This is a genomic window from Lancefieldella parvula DSM 20469, from assembly GCF_000024225.1.
Lineage (GTDB): Bacteria > Actinomycetota > Coriobacteriia > Coriobacteriales > Atopobiaceae > Lancefieldella > Lancefieldella parvula.
Genome location: NC_013203.1, coordinates 319,237 through 336,814, shown reverse-complemented (window position 1 = coordinate 336,814; position 17,578 = coordinate 319,237). Strand labels below are relative to the sequence as shown.

Below are 17,578 nucleotides of genomic sequence, written 5' to 3'. Positions count from 1 at the left end.
ATTTGCAGGAGCGCTCCTTTGTGAGCGTCCTTTTTTTGGCAAGTAAGTCTTAGCCTCTCTCTCTTACTTAATTGACTTAATATTTAAAGCCCTAGTGGAATTAAGAACTGCAAGCACCATAACGCCCGTGTCTCCAAAGACAGCCAGCCACATAGGCGCCAAACCAAAGGCTGCAAGAATCAAAATAGCAACCTTGATGCCAATAGCAAACACAATGTTCTGCTTCGCAATGCCCAAGGTATAACGAGCAATCTTTACAGCCTTTGAGAGCTTGGAGAGCTTGTCATCCATAAGCACTACGTCAGCAGCTTCGATAGCAGCATCAGATCCTAAAACGCCCATAGCAACACCAACATCTGCACGAGCAAGAACAGGAGCATCGTTGATGCCGTCACCTACAAAAGCAAGTGACTTACCAGCCGCCTTCTGGGCGAGAAGACCTTCGACTGCAGATACCTTATCCTGTGGGAGCAGCTCTGCGCGGACCTCGGTAATACTCATCTGAGCTGCAATTTCTTCTGCAACATCGCGTTTATCGCCCGTGAGCATGACAACCTTGGAAACGCCAACATTTTTAAGAGAAACGATTGCTGCTGGAGCGTCAGCTCGTTCACGGTCAGAAATAACAATATGACCCATGTAGGTTCCATCAACAGCTACGTGAATGATGGTTCCATGATTCTTGCATGCCTTCCAAGAAGCTCCAACGCTCTCCATGAGTGCACAATTGCCAACAGCAACACTCTTACCATTTACGTTAGCACAGATACCTTGACCTGCAATTTCCTTGATATCCGTAATAACACAACCATCATCCTCACTAGGATAGGCAGCGCGAAGAGCTGCCGCAATTGGATGTGTAGAGTGCATCTCAACATGAGAAGCTAGGTGTAGAAGGTCCTTCTCGCCAATAGTTTGAGGGTGAACAGCGAGAACCTCAAAGACACCCTCAGTCAGCGTACCGGTCTTATCAAATGCAACAGTATCAAGAGTAGACAGCGTATCAATGTATGCAGAACCCTTGATCAAAATACCCTCCTTTGAAGCAGCGCCAATGCCGCCAAAGAAGGTTAGTGGTACAGAAACTACCAGCGCACAAGGACACGACGCAATAAGGAAGGTAAGCGCTCTTACAATCCAGGTAGAAGCATTGCCTACAAAATCACCCGAGAACAGAGGAGGCAAAAACGCAAGCGCAATAGCACTGTAAACAACAGCTGGGGTATAGACGCGAGAAAAACGACGAATAAAGCTCTCGCTCTTAGACTTGTTTTGATTTGAACTCTCTACAAGCTTAATAATGCGAGTAGCTGTAGAGTTTTCAAAGAGGTGGGTAACACGAGCGCGCACCACGCCAGAAAGATTGACACAACCCGAGATAATATTATCTCCCACTGTCGCGTCACGAGGAACGCTCTCACCGGTAAGAGCAACAGTATCAAGACTGGTAGAACCCTCGACAATCTCTGCATCAACAGGAACACGATCACCTGGTTTTACTACGATAATCTCTCCTAGCTCAACCTCTTCTGGTAAGACAGTGAGCAGCTGTCCGTCGCGCTCAACCGTTGCGCTATCGGGACGGATATCCATAAGCTTAGCAATAGACTTCTTGCTGTTATCGGAAGCGAGGTGCTCAAATACCTCTCCTACCTGGAAGAACAGCATGACAAAGACAGCCTCGTCAAACATAGGAGATCCATTAGGCACAAAACCAATAAACAAAGCACCAAGGGTAGCAATGGTCATAAGCAAGTCCTCGTTAAAGCACTCGCCCTCAGTGATGCTCTCCCATGCCTCCAGAACAACATCATATCCTGCAACGGCATAAGGCAACAGATAGAGCAAAAGCGCCTGCCATAGCTGCAGGTTAAATACATGTTCAACCACGTAAGCAACACCTAACAAAACAGCAGAACAGACAATGCGAACAATCTTCACCTTTGTCTTTGGGCTCATAGCTCCTCCTTGGGTTGTTGTTATACCTAGTCTACCCTATAAATTTATATATGTACATATATTCATACGATAATATTGAAGAAATTTGTTATTTAAAAACTCCACGGGCGAGAAACCCGTGGAGTCCTAAATACCTCTGTAGTTCAACAATATTTTTGCTGCTTGAAAAACTAATTAATTAGCGATGCAGAAGTTGGAATAAATCCCTCAAAGATGACAGGAGCACCCTCGAGCTCAGAAGCAATCATGTCCTCCTCGCTCCTAACAGTCCAAGTGATGAGATGTGCGCCCATGGTGTTACAAGCCAACTTAACAAAGGGATTCTTGCGATCCTCAAACTTGTATGCAATGAAGTCAGGACGACCAACAGAATTACCAAAGAGAGCTGTAGCACCAGCACGTGTAGCGATGTTCATGTGCCTGGTCTGACGATCAATCAAGAAATTCTCCGAAAGCTGGCCGCGGAGCATTTCAGGACGGTTCTGACGCAGCCACTGCAAAACACGAGGATCAAAGCTCTCAATGCATGCGCGAACAGGACGAAGATCAAGAGCCTGCATAATTTTTTCTGTAAGCTGCTCAGCATTATTGTGGCATGTCTTAGCCTCAATAATCAAAGGTGCAGGCAACTCACCAGAGCCACTCCACGCATAGACCTCAAGAACTTCCTCAAATGTTGGAATCTGCTCATCTGTAGCAAGGAGCCTAAGACCACGAAGCTCCTCTAGCGTGGATTCCTCAACAATCTTCTGTACACCACAAAGACGATCAAGTGCTGAATCGTGAACAACAACCAGCCTATTGTCTGCGGTCAGGTGAACATCAACCTCGGAGCCAAAGCCCTTCTCGCAAGCTGTACGAAAAGCCAGCAGAGAATTCTCTGGAATACCAGCCTCGTTGTTGTAAAGACCACGATGAGCATAGCGATGACGAGCAATCTCATGCCAACGCTCCAGAAGCAGGCGATCGTTCTGCTTACGAGGAGCAATGGAGTAGGCACCATATGCTGCTAAACCAAGAGCTGCACCAGCCACAACACCACCGGCAATTGCTACGTTTCTAAGCGTCTTGCCCTTCTGAGCAGGAGCTAGCAGTTCCTCTGAATCCTGTCCATTTTGAGTAGCAATCTCCTCAACAGCATCTGTAACTGCAATATCTGTGACAGCATCCTGATGCTCAGCTAAAGTGTTCCCCATCTCTTCAAGCGACTCAGCAGTGCTTGAAAGCTGCTTTGAAAGCTTGTTCTTTGAGCGAGAAAAACGATTCTCTAAATTAGACTGAAACTGAGCTTGAGCAGCCAAAACCGAAGTCTGAGCTGAACGAAGCGCGGATTGAGCACGAGCAACTGACGTCTGAATAGAATCAGCACTTGGAAGTGCTGGTTTCACATGAGCATTAAAACCAGCCGCAATCTGCTCCTTAGCAATATTACCAGCTAAGTTAGCGGCCTTAGAAGCCGTTGTGGCCAGTAACTTTCTTCCAGCCTCAGATTGAAGCGCTGCCTTTGCGGCATACTGAGTAATTACTAAACCTGCAGCTCTAACCGCAGCTCTTTTAATAAAACGACCAATCATATGGCCTCCCCTCAATCTAGCTTTATTCTATCAGTCCAGCCGCTTCTTTACGTTACATATTGCGACTTTCTGTGCGTAATCAGTATCTTTGTCTGTTCAAAATCGAGTAGTATGTAGTCCATTAACTACTATCTCAGGAGCATCATGGCTGTTATAAAACAAGAATACGCCCTCTACCTGTATAAACTACTAAAGAATACCATCGGCATCTCTAAGCAGACTCCCCTTTCTACCGTTGAGGGCATCCTTATTGAGGATGACCTTGCCCCGCAAGATTTTGGTTTTGATGACATTCGTACACTCATGGAAGCATGTCCTGATTTCATCAAAATCACGGCGTTCAAAAAAGGTTATATCTACGCAACGCTTTTAACCTTTGATGCCTTTGAAGCTGCTCTTGCTGCTGGCGAGAAAAACGTTGAAGCTCAAAATAACGGCAAACCTTGGAAGCGTCGCCGTGGAGCAAAGTCCATTCGCGCCCTCAAGCCTAAGCGCCTGGTAGCAGAGACTCAAACAGAAGCAGAAGAGCCTGAAGTTGTTGTGCCAGAAGTCACTGAAGTTGAAGTTTCTACAAAGGAAGTACCCCAGCAGGAGTCCAACAACGTCGCGGCCCCAGAGCCTGAACTTGAGCCTGAGTCCACAAATCCAAAGATAGAAGAGTCCGACTTCGTCGCAGCCCCAGAGCCTGAACTTGAGCCTGCAACTGAAGCTCCGGAACCCATAGCGCCTGAGCCAACCATCTCGCTCACAGTTACCTACAACCCCTACGACGGCTCTGACGAAGAGAAGAAGCTCGAAGCGACACCTTCTGTGGTACAGAAGGCCTTTAACTCCACAGCAAAGTCCTCTTCAGCAGTTGCACCTGAACCAAAGAATTCCGATCAAGTATCAATACAGGTAGAAACTCCTGTTACAACCACAGCATATCCTTCCAACTTCGAAGAAGAATTGCACATCAGCAATGAGCTTCTTGGCATTTTGTATCAAATGGCCCCTGTCGATGCCAATGTCGTCCAGCAGCTCGAGGAAGACTTTGAACTGGCCAAGGCTTCTCGCTCGCTCATTTCTACCGGTGGGATCTTTACGTTTAACACGCGCTACAAGAAACCCCAGACAGACGAGGTTATTACTGCTACCATTCGCAAGTCTCGACGCGGAGCTCTGCGTCCCTGGATACTTTTAGAGCTTAGTGTTTCCGCTGATGAACTGCACGATCAAGCGGTTGACGCGTACCGCGGACTGCCAAAATCCAGCATTGCCTCTTGGGAGAAGCTTCCTGCAGCAGAAAAAGCGCTGCCTATCAACCCAATTGACGTGGTCATGCACGAGGCTCCTATCTCCGATTGGCATGCACTCAGTACCGCTTATCTAAGTGACGCACCATCTCTTCAGGCGGCACAGGCTTGTCTTTCCGCAGCGTATGTATACAGAAAGAACGAGCAGCAGCTCATGCACGCCGATACTGACTTCTCGCTACCTGTCTCAACTCACACTACCCCACTCTTTGATTCAGAACGCGGATTTGATACCGACTCACCTCTGGTTCAGAATGCTCTTCGCGCTGCAAAGCGTGGCTGGCGTATAGCGGTTGAGCTCTACAATCCCTCCAAACACTGCATCTACCTTGCACTTCCTACCACTGATGGCGAGAAACCCCTTGCACTAGTCTTTGACATACAAGCAGAAGGTCCTTATCGCGTTGTTGCTACATTGACCATTGAAGAGGCATATCCTCTAGCACGCATTTTCTCTGATGGTTTACCGGCATGGATTATGCCGTAGTCGCTCCAACTTATCGTTGAACTCCGCTTTACAAGCTCGCTCACATAAATTCCCACAAGAAAAGCCGCGTCACAAAGACACGGCTTTTCTTGTGGATGGATAGTGCGATTAGCTGGGTTTCTCGCCAGGGCTTATTGCTAGAGGACAGCCTAATTAATCATGCCAGGGGTCAACGCGCCATTCGTTACCCGTAAGACTCCAGTCATTCATGTCATTAGCATTGCCGTTGATGACAAACTCCCTGACAAAAATATCGCGCTTGCCATTGGAGAGCGTCTCGATGTAGTAGCGAGGACGAACATCTCCCTCATGGACCTCATCGAGAGGTGTAGTGTAGTTGGAGAGCGTCTGCTGGTCAACACCCATATCCTTCAGAGTTTGGGCCAAAATGTCATAGTGCCAGACAGGTGCGTCAGAAATCTGCATAGGCTGAGCAGCTTCTTCAGCAGTTTGGCCTGCAGGCTTGTACATAATAACTGGATTTGAAGGCGTTTGAATATCATTGTCCGTCAAATACCAATCACCGTGGTCAGCAGTAATGATAAAAGACGTGTTCTCATATACACCCAAACGCTTAAGCTCAGCAATGTATGCTTCAACAATTCGATAAGATGCAATGGTTTGCTCGTCAACGTTTTGCTTGCTTGGATCCTCAGTGCGCTCAACGTTACGATCAAGAGTGTAAGGTGGATGCGAGCCAAACAGGTGAATGAAACGGAACGAACCGTTCTGACCCGTATCATCAATCGAGAGTCCGTAATGCTGCAACTCCTGGTAATACTTGAGATCGTCTTCGGTGTATGGCTGAGAGGAGAGATCAACTTCATCCATATTGACCTGGCGGCGCATGCGCACATTGAGGTCCTCCGTGTAATACCAGAAACGGGGCTTAAACACCCAAGGCATGTCCCTACACAGAGCCGTCTTGTAAAGAATACGCAGTGCACCAAAAACATCCAGCTGGTTATCAAGTCCCCTACCAACCGGTGGATGATAGTTCACAGAGTACTTCTGAGCTGTACCTCTATAACGGTCGTAATTGAGCTGGTCAGTGTACAACCCGGCCTCAAATCCAGCATTCTGGATATCCCTCAAATACTGATCACTTTGTGCCCAGTTATAAACAAACTCGTTGAAATTCTCGCCAGGCTGAGGACGTGTACCAAAGAGCAGTGAAGGCACGCCGTATCGGGTTGGAATCATAGAGCCCGCAGAATTTCTGTACCACGTAAAGCCAGTTAAACCGGCAAATGTCTCTGGCTGCTCATCGTAGAGCCTCTGGACAAAAGCGGTGTCAGTAGTATCAAGAACAAACACCACGACGTTTTTCTTAGAAGAAACACTATGCAGACCCTCACGAGTTGCAACTACCTGGTAATTCTCTGGATTTGCGTCAATTGATGCAGCAATAGATGGCCCCCAAAGGCTGGCAACGCCTACTGCCTGAACAATGACAAGCGCTACGGACGTTACCAAAAGACCGGTGCGGAATTGACGGGCACGAATGATCGAGAAAACCGCACTACCAGCAATGATTACCAACCAGACAAAGCCCGAGATAACCATCTTTTTAGTGAAGTTTGACCAGATGACCTCGTGACCGTCAGCAAGAGGCATTCCGCCATTCATAAACACTACCTGGATATATGCAGCAAAACCGACCGCACCCACAAGGGCCACTGCAACGTTAAAGAGGCGCTTGCGCAGCAGCGAAAGAAATACCGTCAAGATAAGCGTAAGCACAAGACCGGCAATAATAACAGGACCTGCAACATCATTAAGATTGAACGAGAGGTCACGCGCGCTATTGGCTACCAGCTCAAGAGGAGCTACCACCAGAATAGTAAAGACGGTGAAGAACGAGACAGTAAACGCAACGCCAATACGCCCCTTAGGTTTAAGCGTGCCCTCTTTGCGCTCCTTGATGCGGATGGCTTCAGCTGCAAGGGTTTCTCGCATCTGAGCGTCTGCAGCCTGTGCACCCTTTGCATCCACCTTGTGAACGGCGCCTTCGACGATTTTGTCTGCGTTCTCGTCAATCTTGAGCATACGGAAGAGCACCTTGCGCGAGCGCCTAAATGCCACACCAAGTACGGCCGACAGCGCAACCACCACGGCTGCCAGCGCCTGGATGGTGTAGGTCATGACGGATGGGTCAACGTACGCCTGAGCTGTTGCAGGCAGAAGCGCCCACCACGCAAAGGTCAACACTGCAAGGTAGAACACAGCGTGGAGGAATGTTGCGCGCCTTTGAGCAGCTGAGCTGTGGGAGTTTCTCTTGGTAGAGGTTGTGGCTTTAATCACGAGAAACACCGTCCTCATCAATTGTTGTTGTGACTTCGTCGATGGCGGCAACGTTGCCCTTGTCGGCAGCGTCAGCCTCAACAGCATCACTCTTCTTGGAAGTCGTGTTAGCACCTGCGGCATCACCCTGCTCAGCAGCCTCCTCTTGATGTGCTAAAACACGTTCGAGGATAAATTTACCTGCAGCTTCTCCGCCGTGACCAAGGTTGAAGATCATGTTGTTGCGAATTTCTTCAATCTTATGCGACCAGCTATCAGTCTCTTCAAGCATCTGTGCAACTGCATCGCCAAGACCCGAGAGATCCTTAGGATCAAAACTACGACCAATCTGATTTCTCAACGTAATATCGCATGGATCCGAGTGGATTTTGCTCCAATCGGGATTATTCTCCTTCATTGCAGTGTCAATGAAGACCGACGGCTTGAGCGTAGTAAACGAGAACTCCTCGGCAACACTTGACCAGTCAGTAAAGAGCAGGTCAGCTGAGAGAACTGAAGTGTTGGAGCTGAAATCAGTCTCAAAGGAAAGCTCCTCGGGATCCGCGTCAGCATAGCGAGCAAGAATCTCTTCCATACGGGCAGGATAACGCTTCAAATATTCTGGGTGCGGACGAACCACAATGCGCCAGCCACGACCCATAAGCTGCTTAAGAATTCCGTCAAGGCAGCTGTCCATCAAGTTGTCGTACTGCCACGAAGGACCAATCAACAACAGGGGTTTCTCGCCAGGTTTACGCTGGCCCAGATTCTGCTTCTGGTAATTCTGGATTGATCTATCGAGAAGATCGTAACCAATGGCAGGCTTTCTCTTTGATGGCGTACCGTAGTACTTCTCGACCAGCTCAAGATCATGTTGCTGATGAGGACCAACGCACAGAACGTCATCGTAGTAGGTGTACTCGTTGCGTGTTGAGGTGACCGTCATAGAAGTCATGTGGTGGCACATATACATGTACTCAGCGTCTTTACGCACGTAGGAGCGCTTCATGTAAGAGCTCTCCAGATCACCGAGGGAAGTAACTACAACGTCCGCGTCAAGCTTCATAAAAAGCGTGATAAGGCGACGCTGACCCAAGTAGTACGGAATCAGACGAGGCTGCTGTTTTGCAAGCTCAAAGACCTGATCATTAGGGTCAGAGGTAACGTAGTGGACACAAATGTCAGAATTTGCCAACAGCCACTCAATTGCGCCTTGAAAGTATTTGTAGAAGCCACTTGATTCGGAGTAGAAAACTAAGTGCTTGCCAATAGTATCAAAGAAGCGCTTGTAATCTTCTTTTTCGCGGGCGGCATGAGGATCGCGCTGGAACCATTTGTGAGTGGACTTGGTTGCTGCGTCCATTGCCTCAAACTCATCACGCGCAGCATTCAAATCCTCGTAATCAACCTGTTTACGAGGGTCAATAATAATGTTACATACGATTTGGACAAGAATTGAAAGGAGATTTGAGCAAACCCAGTAGAACGCCATGCCGCAAACAACGTAAACTGCTAACACAAGCGACATTGCAATGGAAAGACCATTTGTGGTGTTCTTCTCAGCACGGGACTGCTCGCGCTGAAGTGGATTCAGCTTGTTGGAGGCAAGACCTAAGGCTACTGAAGAAAGAGCTGCTGCTAGTGGCATAATCCAAGTGATACCACCATCAATGATTGGGGTCATACCCAAAAACTCAGTGCCAGGAGCACCGGAATCTGTGATGCCATGAATGACGTCAACCAGACCAAACAGAATGACTACCTGAATTGCAAGAGGAATAAGGCTTAGAAGTGGGTGATAGCCTGCCTTTTTGTTGAGCTCATTTGAACGCTCCTCGATTGTCTCTTTATCGCCAAAGTAACGCGTCTTCAAGCGGAAGGTCTCGGGCATAAGACGTACCATAACAATAGAGTTTTGCTGCGTCCAAAGCGCCAAAGGCATCAGAATAATTTTAGTCGCAAAGGTAAAAAGGAAAATTGCCGCCCACCAACTACCGGTCAAGTCATATGCGGGTTGAACAATAAGCGAAAAAACGTGTGCAAGCTGCTCCATATACAAACTTTCTACGAGAAATCTCTGCAAAAGCCAACAGAATTCATAACAAACTAAAGAAACCTGTAGTACCCATTTTGTGCATAGTTAGTTATGGTATCAAAAACACTATTTATCGGCAGTTTAAAGCAAATAGACAACAGATAAAATCTTTAAACTGAATGGATAAAATTTAGACATAAATTGCTCTTTTTTGAATCATTTCATAAAAAGTACGTAGCCAATTGTCTTTTTCGTTAATCAAAAATTAACCCCTGAAATGGTATTTTTTCTTTTATTTTGGGTTGCAATCGCTGCTCTGCTGACTAAAATACTCTCCATGTCATTTTTTATATTCAGTATGGTAGGACGCTTGTGAAATGAGGAGATTCTATGCAGGCTAATCTGCAAGAACTAAAAAAGACCTATTCGCGGCAGACGTATAGTGTGTTTTCAATAAACCGTCAGCAGAAGATTGCTGACTCCCAAGTTACTTTTTCGCTTGCCCATTCTGTTTTCATCATTCCTATTTTTGGAGCAGCTGAAATTACTATTGGCGGCGAAGAGTTTATCTGCGAAGGAACCACCGTTGTACACGCTCCCGCAGGTCAGACCGTTTCTTATCGCACACTTTACGGGCGTTCTTTTGACCACGTAAATATCTATTATGACGGCGTGCAGGACGATGTCACTAGTCCAATCTTCAATGCATATGCATTCGATCCTCAAGGGTTTGATCGCATTCTTAATAAGACACTTGACCTAGAAAAACTTAATACCACCCCATCACTGGACAATCGTGTTGCGCAGATTGTCAATGGCACCGAGCTTATCAAATCAATGTTTCTGCTTACCAACAGCCAAAAAGTCCAGGAGAGTATGGCCGACGCTCGCACATATATCGAACTCCACTTTGCAAATCCAATTACCATTCCCGACTTAGCCAAACGCTGCGGAATGAGTACTCAGCGCTTCTCTAACAATTTTGTCCAAACATTTGGCGTTCGCCCAATGACGTTCATCATTGCAAAGCGTCTTGATCATGCTAAACAGCTACTTCAGTCTGGTCTTTCTGTACGAGAGACTTCCGAGGCAGTTGGTTACAACGATCCGTTCTACTTCAGCAGACTGTACAAGAAACACATGGGCGTTACACCTCAGGATGTTCATGACCGCTATGAAGGAAATATTCTGATTAAGTAGTTATTACTTGTAATAAAAACTAATAACAAGCTTTTGAGTTACAAAATTAACTATTCAAGCAACAAAAAATCCCAGCACCTTTAGGTGTTGGGATTTTACGCTTAGATTTGTGAAACTTGTTAAGCAGCTTCAACAACTTCCTCTGAGGTGTTGTCCTTTTTAGCAAAATGCTCAGCGACATAACCAGTAATCAAAGGAGTCAAGATTGCAGTTACGATAACTGCAGCTGCGACCTGTGCATTTGCGGTAGCAAGAGCAGCTCCACCGTACAGAGCTGGATTAGCCTCTGCCATAGCAGCAGGTGTAAGTGCGTTTGCCCCTGCGCAGGAAGAAATTGCAACACCAGCAATACCAGATCCGCCAGTTGCACGATCAACAAAGTAGTTAATAAAGCCACCGCAGACAGAGCATATAACGCCAAGCAGAATACCTGCAGGACCAGCCATGATTAGAGAATCAAATTTCATGGTAGTACCCATTGCAAAGAAGGTCATAACAATAATTGCTGGCAGAGCGTTAGTCAGCATCTTCTTCATAGATGGGAAGAAGTTGCCAAGCAAAATACCTAAGATAATTGGAAGAACTGCACCAAGCAAAGACCAGTTAATTGGAGACTGGCCAGTTGCGCCAAGAGCAAGCATAGTAACTGGAGGACCAACAACCAGTGTGGTAATTGCAACTGCGCCCTGCTCGTACTCGTTACCGTAATCAGCCATCAGACCTGCATACATAGAGTTGTTTGCACCAGAGCAAGCAGCAAGGATAACCATAGATGAAAGACCAAGCAGGTTGTCGTTCAGGAAGAACAAAACAGCAAGACCCAGAGCAACGCAGAACACAACCTTAGAGGTGATGATGATTGCACCACGAAGTGCAGCCTTTGGAGCGCTTTTGAACGAAATGGTTGCACCAACACACAGCATGAAAGCACCAACCAGAGCAGCAGTACCCTTGACGGTCATAGCTGCAGTAAAGCTACCAAGCGTTGGAAATACCTCTGGGAAAAATGTGTTCATGAAAACACCAAGCAGCAATGGTATCAGGATATTTGCACCTGGAATACGACCCAATGCCTTAAATGGGTGCTGAATAGAAATTGGATCTTTTGTAGCCATCAACAATCACCTAGTCCATAACAATGCCGCCGTCGCAGTCGCCAACCTCACCGTTGACAAAGCTAGCAGCATCAGAAGCAAAGAACAGTACCATCTGTGCAGGCTCAGATGCCTGAGCAGGACGACCAAGAGGAATAATACCTACAACCTTCTTGTACTTCTCCTCATCATTGGAAAGTGCAGTGGTCATATCTGTAATGGTAAAAGATGGGCAAACAGCATTACAAGAAATGCCGTACTTGCCACCCTCTTTAGCAATAGCCTTGGTAAAGCCATTCATGCCAGCCTTGGAAGATGCGTACGCAACGGTACCAAGGAGGCCGCCACCAATTTTGCCGGCAACGGAAGAAACATTGACGATACGTGCGCCGCCACGCTTAATGAAGTGCTGCCAGAGAGCGTGAGTCACGTTGTAAGTACCAGTGAGATTGGTGTTGATGGTCTTATTCCACTCCTCGTCATCTACCTCAGCAAAAGGAACGGAGCTGATGCGACCAGCACAGTTGATAAGAACGTTAACGTCTCCGCGCTCCTCAAGAATCTGAGCAACAGTCTTCTTAACACCCTCTGCATCTGAAATGTCCATTGGGTAGAAATAGTTACCCTCGCCAAGTTCTTCAACAAACTTACGGCCAGTGTCCTCATGGCGAGAGCAAACGATTACATGTCCACCTCCAGCAACAATACCCTTGGAGATTTCAGCGCCAATGCCAGCGCTTCCGCCTGTAACCAGAACCAATTTGCCTGTAAAATCGAACGTCATGCTCTCTCCTTATTACTCACGAGCAAAACCATTAGGGAACAAAATAAATTTTAGCTATATTCACATAATTTTCTACAAAAAAATTATTTTTGAGAGACAAATCCTATGGTTAATTAAGTAAAAGAAAGTAAATTGCTTAAAATGTGACACAAATGACACATTAAAATTCATGCTCAATCTTTCAAATTTTTGTCCTCAAATCACCTCTAAATAGAATCTTATTTATTAAAAGTTAGACATAGCTAACTTTTAGGAATATACTATAGCAAGAAACCCGTTGAGCTCCTAGTCCCACGTTCCCAATTTCGCGACTACCAGCTCTAATCTCTACGAAGGAAGTTACCATGAAACATCACTGCACACATCACTCAACAGCTGCAAATCTGCGCCCGCATACAAACCTGCAGCCACACGCTCACCGTAACCCTCTCCTAACCCGCAGATCAGCGTTGTCTCTAATCGTCGCAAGTTCCACAATTGCCATCGCTTCGCTCTCTGCTTGCGGGCAACGCAATTCTGCAACCAATTCAGGCTCTACATCAAACCAGAACTCATCGGCTCCCCTTGTCTTGACTACCTTCACCGTCATCCAAGACATGGCTTCTCGCGTAGCAGGCGAGTTCTGCCAGGTAGAATCCATCACAAAGGCTGGCGCTGAAATTCATGACTACGAGCCCACTCCCGACGACCTCAAGCGAGCGCAGAAAGCCCAGCTTATCCTCAACAATGGCTTGGGGCTTGAGCGTTGGTTTGAGCGCTTTGTCGACGAATCACCTGCCCAACGTGCTGACCTCAGTGAGGGTATTACCGCGATTCCTATTGCCGAGGGCGATTTCCAGGGTCAGGCCAATCCACATGCGTGGATGTCGCCTGAAAACGGCAAGATCTATGTCGAGAATATCGTCCGCGCGCTAAGCAGCCTTGTTCCTGACCATGCCAAGGACTTTGAAGCCAACGGCAACGCATACAAAAAAGAACTCGACAGCATCTCTTCTCGACTAATCGAAGAGCTCAGTGCCCTACCGGAAAACCAGCGCACGCTTGTGACTTGCGAGGGTGCGTTCTCATATCTATGTCGCGACACCACCATGAAGGAGCTCTACCTCTGGGCAGTTAACGCCGCTGATGAAGGTACTCCACAGCAGATTGCCAAGGTCGTTGAAGCTGTAAAATCACAGCAAATTCCTGCGGTATTCTGTGAATCCACGGTAAACCCCAAGGCAATGCAGCAGGTAGCTGACGAGACAGGCGCAACCCTCAAAACTGACGAGAAAAACATCTTGTACGTTGACTCTCTTTCGGAAGCCGGCGGTCCCGTTCCCACTTATCTTGATCTGCTTCAACACGATGCAGACGCAATCGTATCTGGCCTCATGGGAAGGTAATTGCTCAATGAATCTTTGCGTTTCACAACTTTGCGCCTGGTACGAGAAAAAAGACCGCGAGAAACCCATCATTCATGACGTGAATTTCTCCCTCTCAACAGGAGATCTATGCGCACTTGTAGGCGTCAACGGTGCCGGTAAGTCTACGCTCTTCAAAGCGCTGATGGATACCATCGCATGCGAGGGCTCCATCACCTGGGGCAATCAGACTCTTTCACAAGCACGTAAGCTGGGCAAAGTCAGCTACGTTCCTCAAACGGAAGCAATTGATGCGACCTTTCCCCTGCTCGTAAAAGACGTTGTCATGCAGGGTAGATATGTTCATCAAGGTTGGATGCGCATAGCTTCCGCCCAGGACAAGGAGCTGGTTGCTCAAGCACTAGAACGCGTTAACCTGGCCGACCTTATGAATTGTCCGCTTGCCCAGCTTTCTGGTGGACAAAGAAAGCGCGTGTTTGTGGCACGCGGAATCGCACAAGCCGCTGAACTGGTGTTTCTCGATGAACCGTTTGCAGGAGTAGACGCTCGTTCTGAAGCCATCATCACTGAACAGCTCAATAATCTCAGTAAAGAAGGCAAAACATTGCTCGTTTCAATTCACGACATTAACTTAGCTCAGCAAAAATTCCCGCTTTGCCTGGTCATCAACAGGACTATCACCGCGCAGGGACCTTCAAAAGAAATTCTTTCCGGAGACGCGCTCCTACAGAACCTCGGAATTTCTGAGGACACCCATATTGAGGAGGTACTCCATGCCTGAGGTTGATATTCTCCAATATGCATTCATGCAGCGAGCCCTCATCACTGGTATTGCAACTGCAATAGTCTGCGGACTTTTGAGTTGCTGGATTACCCACATGGGTTGGTCGCTCATGGGCGATGCTATCTCCCACTCTATTCTTCCAGGCGTAGTTATTGCCCATTTACTCGGGTTTCCCTATCTGGTGGGAGCGCTAGTGTTTGCCCTTATTACCGTGGTGTTGGTCGGACAGGTTAAAAAGAGTCAAATTGTACGTGCTGATACAGCAATCGGTATCGTATTTACAACGTTTTTTGCGCTAGGAACAGTTCTCATATCAAAAGTTCCAAGCCAAATTAACCTGTCACACATACTGTTTGGAAATCTTTTGGGTGTCACCACGCCCGACATGCTGCAAGTTCTTTGCATTGGCCTTCCTATTGCAATCCTACTCATACTTAAAAACAAGGATCTGACCTTGCTTTCATTTGATCAAACACAGGTTCAAGCAATCGGTCTCTCCATCAAAACACTCACCTCATTCTTACTTGTTGCCCTAGCCTTAGCAATTGTCATATCCCTCCAAGCAGTTGGTGTTATTTTGTCCGTTTCACTCCTTATTGTTCCGGGCGCCTGCGCAAGACTCCTCACTAACCAAATGAAGCATATGCTCTGGATTTCTCCACTTATTGCCACACTCAGCATTTTGATTGGAATAACTGGCAGTTATTACTTAGATGCCTCTTCTGGAGGCATGATTGGACTCACCCTTGGTGTGATTTTCTGTATCATTTTTATACTTAAAAGTTTACCTAGACTTACTTTTGGGCATATACTAAACAAGAACTAAGAAAGGAGGACCAATGCACACACTCAACACCTCACAAGCCAAGCTTACTCGCGCATCTCGTGCGCAAAAGCTCTTACACAGACAAGCTACAGCAGCACTCAGAACGTCCATTGGTCTTATGGTGGGAGCTCTTCTTATCGCAATCGTTCATTAAAGCTTCATCTTATATATCACCCATATTTGGAGAGAAACCCCTCCTACTCAAAGGGTTTCTCGCTAAATTTTTATATAAATACTTGAATGAGAATACCTAAAGATACCGACGCAAGATTGCATAAAATTGACAGTTTCCACGGAGCGCTACTCACTCCTTTAAACTTGTAAATTAAACCTTCAACGGCAATGACTACCAGCTCAACGACTATAACACAGGCAAAATACTGCGCACTATCAGTAGTCCACTCCATACATGCACTTGTTATAAAAACGGCAATTGGATTAGTAAATACTTGAGCTGCAACAATAATCAAGAGCGCCTGTTTATTTTTAATACCAATCAGATAGGCAACAACAAGCTCAACAAAAATAGTAAGAATCAGACAAAACAGAAATGTTTGAATCGTCGAAATAAAATACGACGAGAAAAACATCCAGCTAGTCATGCTGCTCGTTTCCCAAAGTTTTCGTAGACTCGTCGTCTGGAGCTATATGCTCAGTCTGTGCGATTGAAGCTTCTGGTGTGACATGTGCAGCCTGCGTGGCCTGTGACTCCTGTGTTGCTTGTTCGATCTGCGACGCCTGCTCTGCCTGTGCTTCATTTAAAACTTGTACCGAGCGTTCGTGACCAAATGGACCTATGACTATGGAATCTTTTACCAAAGTCAGACCCACACCCAAAGCAAACGCCGAGACCAAACTCATTGCAAAAAGCGCCAAAGGATGCTCCAGACGCAGGCCTAAAAGCGCAGGTAATGCACCTATTGCCAAAGAGAAACTGGCTAAACCAAATGCGGTTCCCTTTGCGCTGGACAAAATATTAGCCAAAGAAGCCAACGTAATTGCCATCGAAAAATTAAAGAAAAATACACCCAAGAGACCCATAAAAGGTATCTCCCATGAAGGTATAAATAAAGTAGCTGCAGCAATCAGCGAGAAAATCGCCGTGGTTCTAAAGCCAATACGGTCAGCAATCATTCCGCCAAGAGCTTTACCTGAAAATACACCTAGAATGCTCAGAACCAACAAAAGCATCTCGCTCTTCCAAGGAAACGCCATGACCATACCAGCATAACTTCTAAGCGCAACAACAAAACAGAGCAAAACAATTGCAAGCAAAGTGCGGGACGAAAGCTCAGGAATAGCAAGCGGAGTGTTATGTATATTCCAGTACTTTTTATTAACCTTTTGTACCACTTGGGTAATAATCGCACATAAAAACAGTAAGACGAGCAGCGCAAACGCAACTTGAAGTCTTCCATACCGCGCGCTAAACGTACCTAAAAATACTCCTACTGCACCCGTTGCAATAAAAATTCCCGATGGTCCTGCATGTTTCTGAGAGATGTTGAGTACACAAAGACCTCCTGCGCAGTGGAAAAGCGCATTTCCAACAGCAAGCAACAGAACTGTCGGCCACTCAAGAAGTGCTACAGGAACAAGCGAAAGTAACACTCCGCCGCCAATCAGCGCATATGAAAGCATCGCAGCGAACGAGTTTTTATCTAACTTATCCAAAGCAATACCAACTGGTAGCTGGAATGCAAAAGCAACTACGTCGTAGAGCAGAATGCTGAGCGTCGCTAATTCAAGCGAACCTTGACCAGATTCCCCCAACACTCGGCTTACTGCGCAGAGCATCGTGGATACACATGCAAAGTCAACTACAAAATGGCACAACGCATATGCAAAAGTAGAGACTTCTTTTTTGGGGAAAAGCTGCTGTGGAGTTGACAA

At 46.7% G+C, this 17,578-nt stretch carries 14 protein-coding genes; 6 read left to right on the top strand and 8 right to left on the bottom strand.

Annotated features, from left to right (window positions below; all coding sequences use genetic code 11):
• Positions 1-63: 63 nt before the first annotated feature.
• Both APAR_RS01505 and APAR_RS01500 read right to left on the bottom strand, forming a co-directional pair.
• Positions 64-1,959, bottom strand: a complete 1,896-nt coding sequence (locus APAR_RS01505; protein ID WP_012808379.1) for a heavy metal translocating P-type ATPase — start codon at positions 1,957-1,959, stop codon at positions 64-66.
• 170 nt (positions 1,960-2,129) lie between these two features.
• Positions 2,130-3,533: a glycerophosphodiester phosphodiesterase gene (locus APAR_RS01500; protein ID WP_012808378.1), complete on the bottom strand. Its 1,404-nt coding sequence runs from the start codon at positions 3,531-3,533 to the stop codon at positions 2,130-2,132.
• 144 nt (positions 3,534-3,677) lie between these two features.
• Between APAR_RS01500 and APAR_RS01495 the strand changes: the two genes are divergently transcribed.
• A complete protein-coding gene (locus APAR_RS01495; protein ID WP_012808377.1) occupies positions 3,678-5,315 on the top strand; it encodes a hypothetical protein in 1,638 nt (545 codons plus the stop codon).
• Positions 5,316-5,468: 153 nt separating this feature from the next.
• Here the strand turns inward: APAR_RS01495 and APAR_RS01490 are convergent, their stop codons facing one another.
• Positions 5,469-7,619: an alkaline phosphatase family protein gene (locus APAR_RS01490; RefSeq protein ID WP_012808376.1), complete on the bottom strand. Its 2,151-nt coding sequence runs from the start codon at positions 7,617-7,619 to the stop codon at positions 5,469-5,471.
• Positions 7,612-9,651 (bottom strand): YidC/Oxa1 family membrane protein insertase, encoded by a 2,040-nt coding sequence (locus APAR_RS01485; RefSeq protein WP_012808375.1) that lies wholly within the window; start codon positions 9,649-9,651, stop codon positions 7,612-7,614. Before APAR_RS01485 ends, APAR_RS01490 begins: the two co-directional genes overlap by 8 nt.
• 372 nt (positions 9,652-10,023) lie before the next feature.
• Between APAR_RS01485 and APAR_RS07090 the strand changes: the two genes are divergently transcribed.
• Positions 10,024-10,833: an AraC family transcriptional regulator gene (locus APAR_RS07090; protein ID WP_012808374.1), complete on the top strand. Its 810-nt coding sequence runs from the start codon at positions 10,024-10,026 to the stop codon at positions 10,831-10,833.
• A 119-nt stretch (positions 10,834-10,952) separates the two neighbouring features.
• Here APAR_RS07090 and APAR_RS01475 read toward each other — a convergent pair whose 3' ends face one another.
• Both APAR_RS01475 and APAR_RS01470 read right to left on the bottom strand, forming a co-directional pair.
• Complete coding sequence (locus tag APAR_RS01475) at positions 10,953-11,948, bottom strand: 2-keto-3-deoxygluconate permease (protein ID WP_012808373.1); 996 nt, start codon at positions 11,946-11,948, stop codon at positions 10,953-10,955.
• Positions 11,949-11,958: 10 nt separating this feature from the next.
• Positions 11,959-12,711: an SDR family NAD(P)-dependent oxidoreductase gene (locus APAR_RS01470; RefSeq protein WP_012808372.1), complete on the bottom strand. Its 753-nt coding sequence runs from the start codon at positions 12,709-12,711 to the stop codon at positions 11,959-11,961.
• Positions 12,712-13,055: 344 nt separating this feature from the next.
• Between APAR_RS01470 and APAR_RS01465 the strand changes: the two genes are divergently transcribed.
• Genes APAR_RS01465 through APAR_RS07345 form a run of 4 tightly spaced genes read left to right on the top strand, consistent with a single transcriptional unit; the run spans position 13,056 to position 15,839 of the window.
• Entirely contained in the window at positions 13,056-14,096 is a 1,041-nt protein-coding gene (locus APAR_RS01465; RefSeq protein WP_012808371.1) for a metal ABC transporter substrate-binding protein, read from the top strand.
• A 7-nt stretch (positions 14,097-14,103) separates the two neighbouring features.
• Positions 14,104-14,856 (top strand): metal ABC transporter ATP-binding protein, encoded by a 753-nt coding sequence (locus tag APAR_RS01460; RefSeq protein WP_012808370.1) that lies wholly within the window; start codon positions 14,104-14,106, stop codon positions 14,854-14,856.
• Positions 14,849-15,685: a metal ABC transporter permease gene (locus tag APAR_RS01455; RefSeq protein WP_012808369.1), complete on the top strand. Its 837-nt coding sequence runs from the start codon at positions 14,849-14,851 to the stop codon at positions 15,683-15,685. Before APAR_RS01460 ends, APAR_RS01455 begins: the two co-directional genes overlap by 8 nt.
• A gap of 13 nt (positions 15,686-15,698) precedes the next feature.
• Entirely contained in the window at positions 15,699-15,839 is a 141-nt protein-coding gene (locus APAR_RS07345; protein WP_012808368.1) for a hypothetical protein, read from the top strand.
• Between the two features lie 70 nt (positions 15,840-15,909).
• Here the strand turns inward: APAR_RS07345 and APAR_RS01450 are convergent, their stop codons facing one another.
• A complete protein-coding gene (locus APAR_RS01450) occupies positions 15,910-16,287 on the bottom strand; it encodes a hypothetical protein (protein WP_012808367.1) in 378 nt (125 codons plus the stop codon).
• The gene (locus APAR_RS01445; protein WP_012808366.1) at positions 16,280-17,578 is read right to left on the bottom strand and encodes an MFS transporter; all 1,299 of its coding nucleotides are present in this window, start codon (positions 17,576-17,578) and stop codon (positions 16,280-16,282) included. The genes APAR_RS01450 and APAR_RS01445 overlap by 8 nt, the downstream gene beginning before the upstream one ends.